Origin of the sequence: Sulfuricaulis sp. (assembly GCF_049587675.1) — a bacterium.
Classification (GTDB): Bacteria; Pseudomonadota; Gammaproteobacteria; order Acidiferrobacterales; family Sulfurifustaceae; genus Sulfuricaulis.
In genome coordinates this window covers 1-12674 of the sequence record NZ_JBAVEJ010000134.1, presented here as the reverse complement: position 1 = coordinate 12674, position 12674 = coordinate 1, and the positions used below count along the sequence as shown (strand labels likewise).

At 58.9% G+C, this 12674-nt stretch carries 12 protein-coding genes; all 12 read left to right on the top strand.

Features of this window, described 5'->3' with window-relative positions; all coding sequences use genetic code 11:
* A partial coding sequence (locus WB402_RS07160) for a DUF3570 domain-containing protein (protein ID WP_424206365.1) occupies positions 1 to 806 on the top strand: 806 nt, incomplete at its 5' end.
* Between the two features lie 34 nt (positions 807 to 840).
* Positions 841 to 1422, top strand: a complete 582-nt coding sequence (locus WB402_RS07155) for an AraC family transcriptional regulator (RefSeq protein ID WP_424206363.1) — start codon at positions 841 to 843, stop codon at positions 1420 to 1422.
* A gap of 6 nt (positions 1423 to 1428) precedes the next feature.
* Positions 1429 to 3315 (top strand): hypothetical protein, encoded by a 1887-nt coding sequence (locus tag WB402_RS07150; RefSeq protein ID WP_424206361.1) that lies wholly within the window; start codon positions 1429 to 1431, stop codon positions 3313 to 3315.
* Complete coding sequence (locus WB402_RS07145; protein WP_424206359.1) at positions 3312 to 6155, top strand: tetratricopeptide repeat protein; 2844 nt, start codon at positions 3312 to 3314, stop codon at positions 6153 to 6155. Before WB402_RS07150 ends, WB402_RS07145 begins: the two co-directional genes overlap by 4 nt.
* Before the next feature lie 19 nt (positions 6156 to 6174).
* Positions 6175 to 6789, top strand: a complete 615-nt coding sequence (locus tag WB402_RS07140) for a tetratricopeptide repeat protein (protein ID WP_424206357.1) — start codon at positions 6175 to 6177, stop codon at positions 6787 to 6789.
* Between the two features lie 26 nt (positions 6790 to 6815).
* On the top strand, positions 6816 to 7088 hold the full coding sequence (locus WB402_RS07135) for a hypothetical protein (RefSeq protein ID WP_424206355.1): 273 nt from the start codon (positions 6816 to 6818) through the stop codon (positions 7086 to 7088).
* 37 nt (positions 7089 to 7125) lie between these two features.
* Positions 7126 to 7773 carry a MotA/TolQ/ExbB proton channel family protein gene (locus tag WB402_RS07130; RefSeq protein WP_424206353.1) on the top strand — a complete coding sequence of 216 codons (648 nt, stop codon included), beginning with the start codon at positions 7126 to 7128 and terminating at the stop codon, positions 7771 to 7773.
* Positions 7774 to 7811: 38 nt separating this feature from the next.
* The gene (locus tag WB402_RS07125; protein ID WP_424206351.1) at positions 7812 to 8273 is read left to right on the top strand and encodes an ExbD/TolR family protein; all 462 of its coding nucleotides are present in this window, start codon (positions 7812 to 7814) and stop codon (positions 8271 to 8273) included.
* On the top strand, positions 8270 to 8767 hold the full coding sequence (locus WB402_RS07120; protein ID WP_424206349.1) for an ExbD/TolR family protein: 498 nt from the start codon (positions 8270 to 8272) through the stop codon (positions 8765 to 8767). The genes WB402_RS07125 and WB402_RS07120 overlap by 4 nt, the downstream gene beginning before the upstream one ends.
* Positions 8768 to 8779: 12 nt before the next feature.
* Positions 8780 to 9706, top strand: coding sequence for an AgmX/PglI C-terminal domain-containing protein (locus tag WB402_RS07115; RefSeq protein WP_424206347.1), 927 nt, complete (start codon positions 8780 to 8782; stop codon positions 9704 to 9706).
* Between the two features lie 328 nt (positions 9707 to 10034).
* Positions 10035 to 12110 carry a bifunctional metallophosphatase/5'-nucleotidase gene (locus WB402_RS07110; RefSeq protein ID WP_424206345.1) on the top strand — a complete coding sequence of 692 codons (2076 nt, stop codon included), beginning with the start codon at positions 10035 to 10037 and terminating at the stop codon, positions 12108 to 12110.
* Between the two features lie 116 nt (positions 12111 to 12226).
* On the top strand, positions 12227 to 12674 hold a 448-nt coding region (locus WB402_RS07105), incomplete at its 3' end, for a WD40/YVTN/BNR-like repeat-containing protein (protein ID WP_424206343.1).

Sequence of the window (12674 nt, the reverse complement as noted above, 5' to 3'; positions counted from 1 at the left end):
TCGATTATCTGCATAACGACAGCTTGATGAGCCTGTCCGTATCGAAAAGCGATGAGTCCGATTACACCGCCGATACGCTCAGTCTGAATTTTTCCCAGGATGTATTCGGCGGCATGACCACGGTCAGCATGGGATATAGCCGAGGCAAGGATACCGTGCTCGCGAACAACAACCCGTCATTCTCCGATTATATCAATCGCTACCAGTATCGACTCGGCGTATCGCAAATACTCACGCCGACACTGCGGGTCAACCTGGATTACGAGGCCATTACCGATGAGGGGTATCTGAACAGCCCATACCGTTCCGCCAGAATCTACGGCGCCGCCGTGCCAGAGCAATATCCGCGTACCCGTGACAGCCAAGCCGTGGCTTTGCGCGCGCACAAATATCTATTGCCGGGCTCATCCATGCGGCTTGAATACCGCTATTTCTGGGATACCTGGGATATTGGAGCCAATACGATAGAGGCGGCCTATAGCACTTACGCGAGCAGTCTGTGGCTCGTCGAGGCGCGTTACCGTTACTACTCGCAGAACAACGCGTCATTCTACAGTGATGATTTCACGCAGTCGCAAAATTACATGGCACGCGACAAGGAACTCAGTACGTTCAAGAGTCACGCCATCGGTGGCAAGTTGACCTACACCATTCAGAATCACCCGACGTTTGTGAACAAGTCGACACTGAATATCAGCTACGATCATATCAAGTTCGAATATGAAGATTTCACCGATGTGCGCACCCAGACGCCGTATGCGTTTGACGCCAACGTCGCTCAACTTTTTTTATCCGTGTGGTTTTAAGCATCCATAACCCATTACGTAAGAGTGAAGGCATATGAAAGATCGGATTACCATACATGCGCTGAAGTGGCTTCAAGAGGTGTTTGTATTGCTTTTGCTGGGCCTGCTGGTTTCATTGCCATCGGTGGCAAATGCCGCCGAAACGACGGAAAAACCGCAGGCCAGCCAGTACAAAGGCATGGACCAGAAGGCACAATCGCTTAAAAAAGAGGTAATGGAGTTGAACCGCGATCTGCTAGCGCTGGAAGAAGAGTTGTTGTTCCCGGCCAGCACGCAGGTAGCCGTGTTCGTGTCCATGGATATCGGCAGTCTGTTTGAACTCGACGCCGTTGAGGTAAAGCTGGACGACAAGGTGGTGTCGCACTACCTCTATACGCAACGCGAAATCGAGGCGTTACGGCGCGGCGGTGTGCAACGCCTTTACCTCGGTAATCTTCGCGTGGGCAAGCACGAGCTGGTCGCGTTTTTCACCGGCAAGGGCCCACACGGCCGTGACTATCGTCGCGGCGCCACGCTGGAATTCGAAAAACAGACGGAACCGAGATATATCGAACTCCAGATAAGTGACGTTACGCGCAATCTCCAGCCTGAATTTCGAGTCAAGGAATGGCAGTAATGTGTCATGAGCCGACATCCACCTGCTCATAAGACGCGCCTGACAGCGCTCGTCGCGGCATTGTGCGCCTGTGCGATGCTGGGCACGGGTGCTTATGGCGCGCGCCAGAACGAACCGCAGAAGGTCAAGGACCCCCACTATGGCGAGGTGCTGTTTTATTTTTACCAGCAGCAATACTTTTCTGCCATCACGAATCTGCTGACCGCGCAACAGTTCCAGAGAATCAATCATCATCGCGACGAAGCCGAGCTGCTGCTTGGCGGTATGTATCTTTCGTACGGCCTCCACATCGAGGCGGGAGAGATCTTCCAACGCCTGATCGACGCCGGTGCCCCGCCGGAAATTCGCGACCGCGCTTGGTTCTATCTGGCGAAGATACGGTACCAGCGCGGATATCTGGTTGAGGCCAATGAGGCAGTTTCCCGCATCCACGACACACTGCCCGGCGAGCTGGAAGAGGAGCGGCAGCTGCTCCAGGCCCAGTTACTGATGGAAAGAAATGACTATCGTCAGGCCGCGGAGGTGTTGTCGCACATGCGCGGACAGTCGGCATGGGCGCAGTATGGTCGCTACAACCTCGGCGTCGCTCTGATCAAGGCCGGCGATAGCGCTGCTGGCACGTCGCTCCTGGAGGAGGTCGGCGGCAAACCGGCGGCCGATGAGGAGCTGAAGTCCCTGAAGGATAAAGCCAACGTTGCCCTGGGTTACGCCTACCTGCGTGACGCGGCGCCGGCCCGCGCCCAGGCAAGTCTTGAGCAGGTGCGGCTCGATGGCATGTTGTCGAACAAGGCCTTGCTCGGGGTTGGCTGGGCGTATTCCGCGCAGAACCAGAACCAACAGTCGCTGGTTCCCTGGACCGAACTGCAAAAGCGCAACGTCATTGACTCTGCCGTGCAGGAGTCGTTGCTCGCGCTGCCTTATGCATTGGGGCGTCTGGGGGCCTACCAACAGTCGTTGCAGCAATATGAAACGGCCATTGCCGTTTACACGAATGAAATGGCACGCATCGACTCCTCCATGACGGCCATCCGTTCGGGAAAAATGGTCGATGCGATTCTGCAACATGACGCCACGAACGAGATGGGATGGTTTTGGCGTATGCGCGAAGTGCCGGATGCGCCGGAGTCCCGTTATCTGATTCATCTCATGGCCGGTCATGATTTTCAGGAGGCGCTCAAGAATTATCGTGATTTGCGTTTTCTGTCGCAAAACCTGGACTATTGGGCGAACAACATCGGCATTTACGGTGACATGCTCGCCACGCGCCACCTGGCGTACGAAAAGCGCTTGCCACTGGTCTTGCAGGACGAACGCTCGCGGAATTTCTCGGAACTGCCGGCGCGCCGCAATAGTTACGCAGCAGAGCTCGCCCGCATCGAGCGCGACGACGATGTCATGAAGCTGGCGACCGACAAGGAATTACAAATACTCGAACGATTGGATAGAGTGGAATCTAACCTGAAGCGCCTGTCCGGGCACGAGGATGTTTCCGCGGCCCAGGACAAGTATCGCCTTTTGCGCGGTCTGCTGTTCTGGGACGTCGCGTCCGACTACAAACCACGCCTGTGGCAAGCCAAGAAGGACCTGCAGACGCTGGATGAGAATCTCGCCGAAACACTCATGCGGCGCGAGGAATTGAAGCGCGCGCAAATGGATGCGCCCAGGATGTTTGAAAATTTTGCCGCGCGGATTGTTCAACTGCGTGGCCATATAACGCAGTTGCAGTCCCGGGTTCAGGCCATGTCCTCTGCGCATGGGCATTTTCTGGAAGACCTGGCCGTTGCCGAGCTCGCCGCACAAAAAGAGCGGCTGGCGGCTTATCTCACCCAGGCGCGCTTTGCCGTGGCACAGATGTATGACGAAGCCGCCAATGCCGGCAGGGAGGGCAAATGAACCTGCGGCTTCTCCCGCTTGCAGCGCTTATCGTGGTGACGGCGTGTTCGTTTACCAGGAAGGATGACGCACCGACCATCAAAAGCCTGGAGGGGCGCGTGGTTCCGATTGAACGTGGCGCGGCGGTCGAGGGTGGCAAGCAAAAAGCCATCGCCGGTTACCGCGCTTTCCTGAACACGGCGCCAAACCACGAATTACGCCCGGAAGCGATGCGTCGCCTGGGCGATCTGCAAATGGAGAGCGCCGATGAACGACAACTCGCGGGCACCGATACACCGGCACCGGAGCCCGGCATCAAGCCGAAAGCGCCCGATGGCGCCCCGAGTGCGGCTGATTATCGTAACGCCATCAAGTGGTATCAGGACCTGTTGCGCGCGTACCCGAACTATGCCGGCAATGACCGCGTTTTGTACCAGCTGGCCAAAGCGCATGAGCAGGGTGGCGACCTGCCACAGTCGCTGCGCGTGCTGGATCAGCTGGTGACGGCTTATCCCAACACCGCCTATCGCGACGAGGCGCAATTCCGGCGCGGCGAACTCCTGTTTACCCTGCAGTCCTACGAGGCATCGCAACTGGCCTACGAGTCGATTGTCCAGCAGGGCACGGGTTCACCGTTCTACGAACGCGCGCTCTACATGCACGGTTGGTCGCTCTTCAAACAGCTGCGTTATGACGCCGCGCTGAATTCATTCTTTGGCGTGCTGGACCGCAAGCTTGTCGGCCGCGTCGGCAGCACTTCGCTGAGCGATCTGGCATCGCTGAATCGCGCCGACCGGGAACTGGTCGAGGATACGTTCCGCGTGGTCAGCCTGAGCCTGTCGAACCTGAACGGCGCCGAATCGATCCCGGATTATTTCACCGCCGCGGGCCGCCGTGACTATGAATTCCTGGTTTACCAGCAACTTGGCGATCTCTATTTCAAGCAGGAACGCATCAAGGACGCCGCCGATACCTACAGCGCTTTCGGGCGTCGCTATCCCACGCATCCCCAGGCTCCGCTACTGCAGGCCAAGGTGATCGAAGCCTATCAGCAGGCCGGCTTTGCCAGCCTGGCGCTGGATGCCAAGAAGGAATTTGCCACGCGCTACGGCATTCACAGCGATTTCCGCAAGGTCAGCTCATCCGCGGCTTATGAGCGTGTGCTGCCGCTGCTTAAATCCAATCAGGAAGACCTCGCGCGTCACTATCACGCCAGCGCGCAAAAGACCAAGGCATCGAGCGACTACCAGGAAGCCGCGCGCTGGTATCGCGCGTTTCTGGAGGCGTTTCCGTCGGATCCGCAGGCGCCGGCGATGAACTTCCTGCTCGCGGAGATGCTGTTCGAGGACAAACGTTATGCCGACGCCGCCGTCGAGTATGAGAAGACCGCGTACGAATATCCGCGGCATAACAAGAGCGCGGATGCCGGTTATGCCGCTTTGCTGGCCTATAACGAACAGGAAAAGCGTCTCAACGCCGGTGACAGGCCCGGCTGGCAGCAACGCGCCCTGGAAAGCGCGCTGCGCTTTGCCGACGCCAACGCCTCCGACACGCGCACCCCCGTGGTACTTACCAATGCCGCCGAAAGATTGTATGCCCTGCATGCGCCGTCGCGTGCCGCCAGTGTGGCGCAACGCGTACTGGCGTTGAAGCCGGAGCCGTCGCCAGCGCTCCGGCGCACGGCATGGACCGTCGTGGCCCACACGGAATTCGAGAAGGGGGCGTTTGACCGGGCCGAGACCGGTTATCAGAAGGCGCTGACCCTCACGCCGGAGAAGGACGCGGGTCGCGGTGCGCTCGTCGAGCGTCTGGCGGCCGCGGTGTACAAGCAGGGCGAGCAAAGTCGCTCGGCGGGCAAGCTGCAGGAGGCCACGGCGCATTTCCTGCGCGTGGGCAAGGTCGCGCCTGATTCGCCGATCCGCGCCAATGCCGAGTACGATGCCGCCGCAGCGTATGTCGCGATGAAGAACTGGCCGAGCGCCATCCAGACACTGGAAAATTTCCGCCATGCATATCCAGGCCATCCCTTGCAGGCCGAGGTTTCCAATAAGCTCGCCGTCGCCTATCTCGAGCATGGGCAGTGGTCCAAGGCCGCCGGAGAATTCGAATTGCTTGCGTCGAACCAGAACAAGGATGCGCAAGTCCGGCGCGAAGCGACATGGCAAGCCGCCGAACTCTATGTAAAAGCCGGCAACGACCAGCGCGCGCTCGGCGCGTATGAGCGTTATGTCAGACAGTTCGCGCGCCCGCTTGAGCCCGCGATCGAAGCCCGCGACCGCCTGGCCAAGCTCAGCCTGAAGTTCGGCCAATCCCGGTCACAACAAGCCTGGCTGGAAGATCTGGTGAAAGCCGAGCGCGACGGAGGAGGCGAACGTACCGACCGTACGCGCACCCTCGCTGCGACCGCCGCCATGACTCTGGCGGAACCTTATGATCAGGCGTACCGCCAGGTGCGTCTGAAGGAGCCGTTGAAGAAAAGCCTGAAAAACAAAAAGGCAAAGATGCAACTGGCGCTCAAGGCCTACGGGGCGGCGGCGGAATATGGAGTGGCCGAAGTGGCCACCGCCTCTACGTACCACATCGCCGAGATCTACCGTGATTTCAGCCGCGAGTTGCTCGCGTCCCAGCGGCCCAAGGGATTGTCTGCGGAGGAAACGGAGCAGTACGTCGTGATGCTGGAGGAACAGGCCTATCCTTTCGAGGAGAAGGCGATAGAACTTCATGAGGTCAATGTGCGTCGCATCGCCGACCACGTCTACGATCAGTGGGTCCGGCGCAGTATTGATGCGCTCGGAAAACTGCGTCCGGTACGGTATGCCAAGGTGGAGAAAAGCGAGGTCACTATCAATGCGCTCCGCTAAGCACTCACTCCTGGTTTGTTTGATATTGCTGACAGTGGTATTCGCCGGCTGTGCCACCTCGTCGCCGTCGACCGGCGCGCGCATGCCTGCGCCGGCAATCGCCGAGGAGAGCAAAGCCGAGCCGGCCGTGAATCCGGCCGTCCAGCGCGACTTTGCCGGTGCATTGAGCGCCATGAAACTTGGTAACTACAAGGACGCCGAACGCATGCTCCTGGCGCTGGCACGCGTTCATCCGGAGTTATCGGGGCCGTATGCGAATCTGGGGATCGTCTATTTTCGCTTGGGAAAATTGCCCGAAGCCACGGAGGCGCTGGAAAAAGCCATCGCGATCAATCCGGACCGAGCGGCGTACCACAACCAGCTTGGCATCGTATATCGACAAAGCGGACAACTCGACAAGGCGCGCGAGTCATATTCCCGATCTTTGCAGATCGACTCCAATTATCTGAATACCCATCTTAACCTCGGGATTCTGTATGACTTGTACCTGCAGGATCAGGGCAAGGCATTGCAACATTACGAACGGTATCAGGCGCTGTTGCCATCGGCGGATGCGCAGGTGAACAAGTGGATCGTCGATTTGAAGCAGCGCCAGCGGTCATCCGACAAAACCGCCTTAAGGAGCGACAGATGAACCACACCAGGGTGATTTTAGTGTCCATGATTTGGCTTATCGGGATGAATGCATGGGCAGCGGACCGTGCCGACCTCGAAGGTACGTCCATCATCGGCAGCCGCGAACTGCCCAAGGTGACCTACATCGTTCCCTGGAAGAAACCGTTGCCGGGGGATCTGGTCGGCCGGCCCGTCGCCAGCCTGCTGGACGAGGCCCTGGCGCCGGTCGACCGCGACGTTTTCCGGCGTCAGGTCGAATTCTATGGATCGATACAAGACGCGCATGCCGGGGGCCAGGCACGCGCGGGAAATAAGTAATCGCAGCACATCATATCGTCAATACAAGGAGCTAAACATGAGTACTTATAGTGTGATTGTTCGATTTTTTCAGGAAGGCGGGATATTCATGTATCCCATTATGCTGGTCATGGCGGTCGGACTGGCGATCTCCGTCGAGCGTTACCTTTATCTAAGTAGATCGCGAAGCGTCAATCGGAAGATATGGGATGAACTGATGCCGGTGCTGCAAAGCGGAAAATATCAGCAGGCGATGACGGCCGTCGCCAAGTCAGATGCGGCGATTTGCAAGATTCTGAGCTACGGGCTGTCGCGCGTCCGCACAGCACGCCGGCGCGAGGACATCGAGATGGCGATGGAAGAGGGGCTGATGGAAATCATTCCGCGCATGGAAAAGCGCACGCACTATCTCGCTTCGTTCGCGAACATCGCCACCTTGCTCGGCCTGCTCGGGACCATTATCGGCCTGATCCAGGCGTTCACTGCGGTGGCCAATGCCAATCCCGCGGAAAAGGCCGAGTTGCTGTCTTCCAGTATTTCCGTGGCCATGAACACCACCGCCTTCGGCCTGATTGTCGCGATTCCGCTGCTCCTGGTGTATTCGGTATTGCAGTCCAAGACCACACAGATCGTCGACAGTCTTGAGATGGCGTCCGTGAAATTCCTGAACATGGTTACGGAACGCAGCAAGCCCGAGGGCGCCTGATGCGTTCCCGCCGACGTTTAACGAAACAGCCGGGGGAGATGAACATCACGGCGTTCATGAACCTCATGGTGATCCTCGTTCCGTTTTTGTTGATCACGGCGGTGTTCACGCGCATGACGATCCTGGAACTGAATCTGCCACCGGCGTCTTCATCCAGCAATGAAACCAAGCAGGAACTTCAGCTGGAGGTCACCATCCGCAAGGATGCCCTGGAAGTGGGTGACCGTCATTCCGGGCTCATCAAACGGATCGACAACGTCAAGGGTTATGACTACAAGACATTGTCCGAGGTCATGAAACAGATCAAGTCGCGTTTCCCCGACAAACTCAACGCCACGATCCTGTCCGAGCCAGACACTTCTTATGATGTTCTGGTGCAGGTGATGGATGCCGTGCGGGTTGCCGAGATCGTGCAGGCCGGTTCCGTGACCCGGGCCGAGTTGTTCCCGGATGTATCGATCGGTGATGCACCGGTTCACGGCAAGGAGAAGTCGCCATGAAAATGTCCCGCCGCGCCAAACGCATGGAACAACATCATAAGCGCTCGCGCTCGCTGGCCGAGCTCAACATGATCTCGTTGATGGATATATTCACCATCCTGGTTTTCTTTCTGCTCGTGAATTCCTCGGACGTTGAGATCCTTCCAAGCGTCAAGTCGGTGAAGTTGCCCGAGTCGGTGGCGGAGAAATCGCCGAAACAGACGGTCGTGATCGTGGTCAACGATCAGGATATCCTGGTGCAGGGACGCAAGGTGGCGTCGGTCACCGAAGTATTCAACTCCGAGGGCGAACTCATCGCCGCGTTGAAAACCGAACTGGATTATCAGAAAAGCCGTGACACATCGGCGAGAAAGGCCGGCGCCACGGGACACGAGATAACCATCATGGGCGACAAGGAGATTCCGTACCGGCTGCTGAAACGGATCATGGTCACCTGTGTCCGCGCCAATTACGACAACATCTCTCTCGCGGTCATCAAGAAGACGCCAGTCTAGGGATAACGTCATATGCTTGCCAATTACTATTATCATTCCGCCGACCTGCCCTGGACGATTCCCGAGGAAGAGCAGGAACGTTTTCGGCGCATATTCAAGCGCACCCTGCTTGTTTTTCTGTTCTTCGGGCTGCTCCTGCCATTTCTGCCGCTGCCCACCATCGAGCGCCAGGTGATGGAAGAAGTACCACCGCGGCTCGCCAAGCTTATTCTGGAGCGGCAGGAGATTAAACCGCCGGCACCGCCCGTGAAGACTCCCGAGGCGGAACCGGTTCAGGCCAGGCCTGAACCCAAAAAGCCGGAACCGAAACCGGTCACGAAAAGTGTCGAGACGGCACGCAAGAAAGCCGAGCGATCCGGACTGCTGGCCTTCAAGGATGACCTTGCCGATCTGCGCGACAATCCCGTGGCAGCCGATTTACAAAAGACGGCGAAGCTGGCGCCGGGTGCCGGCGCCAGTGCCAGGGCGTCGGAGCGATCCCTCGTCACGTCGAACATTGCTGGCGGCAGCGGCGGTATCAATACCGCGCGTTTGAGCCGCGATACCGGCGGCGGTGGCCTGGCGGGCCGCTCGACGACTCGGGTCAGCAGCCCGGTGGGCGGCGGAGGCGGCGACGGAGGTCGATTGACCCGTGGCGGTGGCGGTCAGGCGGCAAGGTCGATCGAAGAGATCAAACTGATCTTCGACAAGAACAAGGCGGCGATTTATGCCTTGTACAACCGCGCGCTGCGCGAAGATCCGTCGTTGCAGGGCAAGGTCATTTTGAAACTCACGATTGCGCCGTCAGGCCAGGTCATGGCCTGCGAGGTGGTATCAAGTGAACTGCGCGCGACGGAACTTGAGCGAAAACTGGTTTCGAGAGTACGGCTGTTCGATTTTGGCGCAAAGAACGTGAGCGTGATGGTGGTGACCTACCCGATCGATTTTCTGCCGTCTTAAAGAAGACGTTTCTGATCTGAAGTTTCCAGAAAAAATCGCCCGGCAAAATTGCCGGGCCGTCATATCCGCCATCTTCCTCTGATGAAAATGGCATGCCTGCCCGAAACAGGCGTAACCGCCGCCCGATTTTAATTTCCCATTCGTCTTTGACCTCCAGCCCGTGAGCTAACACCGTGTTTATGTTCGGAGAAATTCCGGCTTCATTGTGGAAATGAAGCCGCGCGGGCTGGCATGCCGATTGCTTTAGTAGTGCCCGACGATTCCGGTCGCGATGCGCAGGCGCCCGGTCGTTCATCACTAATCATAAATAATGGAGGAGAAATCCATCATGAAGCAGTCAAGATTTCCTTTAATAAGGAGGGCGCTCAAGCTGTCCGCGCTGGCCCTGGGGCTCGCGGTCACGCCCGGCATCTCCCACGCTGATTACAGCACCAACAACATGTTGACCATCATCAAGATGGGCGACGTGCACGGTCACATAGAGCCGCATGGTGTGATTTTCGAGAACAACGGACTGGGCAACACGGTGACGCCCAACTCCGGCGGTGTGGCCAAGCTGTACACGCTGGTCAAGCAGATCCGCAATCAGACGCCGGGGCGCAACCTGCTGCTCAACTGCGGAGATACGTTCCACGGCGGCGCGGAAGTGATGTTCACGCGCGGCATGGCGATCGCCAATATCATGAATTATTTCCAGATCGACGCCTTCACACCGGGCAACTGGGATTTCGGTTACGGGCAGGTGACGTTCCGCCGCCTCTTGACCGGTACCGATTCCAACGGCAATCCGTTTCCGGCCGGTGGCGTCGCCGGGGTGGCGTTTCCGGCGGGCAAGGTCGCCAACTATCCGGTGGTGGCCGCCAACCTCTACAACGCCGCGCCCGCGGCACCGGCCCTAGTCGGCCAGCGGGTGTTTCCGCCTTATATCATCAAGCAGGTGAACGGGATGAAGGTGGCCGTCATCGGCCTCACCACCGACATCACCGCGCAGCAGGCGGACGTGTTCAACACCACCTTCCTGCAGACCATGGGCTGGGTCGAGCTGCCGGGCATCATCGACACGGTGCGTAACGTCGAAGGCGCCGATGTGGTCGTGGTTCAATCGGAGCTCGGTTTTGCCAAGAACCTGCAACTTTCGAAAGAGATCCGCGGCATTGACGTGATGCTGAGCACCCACACGCATGAACGCACCCCCAAGGCGATCATCGTCCCGGGCACCGGCACGATCATGGTCGAGTCCGGCACCGACAGCAACCTGGGTCGCCTCGATCTGAAAATCTGGCGTGGCCATGTCGTGGGCTATAACTGGAAGCTGTTCAACGTGGACGACACCGTGCCCGAGGACCCGACGGTCAAGGCTATGGTCGACGCCGTGCGCAAGCCGTTCCTGTGCGGTGCGGATTTCATACCGCATACCTTCCAGCCCGCCGGCTTCGCGCCGGGCAACGGCCTGAAGCTGAAGACGCAGCCGGATGACTGCCTCGACACCGTCGTCGCGACCACCAGCAGCACCATCGCGCGCAACAACGTATTGGAAGTGTTTTCCAATAACTTCTTCGCCGATGCCATGCTGAGCGCGGTGCCGAACACGGCCGATATCGCCATCACCAACGGCTACCGGTTCGACACGCCGATTGCGCCGGGCCCGGTCACGGTCGGGGATCTGTACCACTTCTTCCCGATCAGCCCGATCCTGGGCGTGGGTGACTTCACCGGCGGGCAGATCAAGAGCCGTATCGAAAACAATCTGGACGCGGTCTTCGATCCGAATCCGTACCGGCAGCGCGGCGGCTGGACGCTGGCCTATTCCGGCATGACCATGACCGTGGACCTGACCGGCGTTGAGCCCGCCAGCATCCCGCGCGGGCGCACCACCAACCTCATGATTCGCGACCACAACACCGGCCTGATGGAAACGCTGAACAAGGGCAAGGTGTATTCGATGGTCTCATGCTTCGCCAACGGCGACCCGCTGGACATGTTGTGCAACACCGCGGGGGCGCACAACCTGCGCTTCGTGAAGGCCGACGGTTCGCTGATGCTGGCGACGTCCGCGATTCCCGCGGGCACGGAAGTGATGTTCCCGGTTCCCGCGATCATCAACTATCTCAAGGCCAACGGCGGCGTGGTGCCTAACACCAGCATGGGCCGTATCACCGCGCTCAACAACTTCGTTCCGGAGTCCCTGTTCGACGGCGATCCGCTGATTCAGGCGTCGCAGGGCGCCGGACCCGCCTGGATGGGACGCGGCGAATCGTCCTCTAAATCCTGGTGGGGTGCGCGCAAGGACGACGAACAAATGCGTGCGCTACAGGCCAAGCTGCGCATGCCCACGGGCAAGCGCGACAATCCGGCCACGACCGGCGCCGGCGTGGACGATTTCGAGATGTCCTACGACGAGTAACTGAGGTCCTTCCTTTATCGCAAGACCGGCGGAAGCAGTGGGTTTCCCTGCTTCCGCTTTTTTGCGACAGTGGTTTCCGATTTGTTTCCCTTCACCGAAAAAGAGGTCATGCCGTCATGAGAATTTGCGCCGCTCTGGTCTGTGTCTGCTTGGGTCTCGGCGCGTCGCCGGTGTTCGCGCACGGTAGCCCGCAGATCTTCCACGGTTCGGAAGGCGGAATCGTGCATGCCATCCTGGCGGTCCCCGCGGAGCCCGCAACCTTTTACGCCGCCACGTCGCAGGCAGGCGTCTTCATGAGCACCGATCGCGGCCGGCACTGGCGGCCCGTCAACACGGGTCTGGCACGCGTGAACGTCCTGTCATTGGCAGCGGACCCGGTTACGCCCGCGACGATCTATGCCGGCACGTCCGGCGGACTGTTCAAAAGCACTGACGCCGGCGCCACCTGGCGCATGGCGGGGACGGAACTCGCCGACGAGCAGATCAAGGCACTGTTGCCGGACCCGAAGGACGCCAAAACGATCTACGCCGGCACGGTGCACGGCCTGTGGCGCAGCACCGACG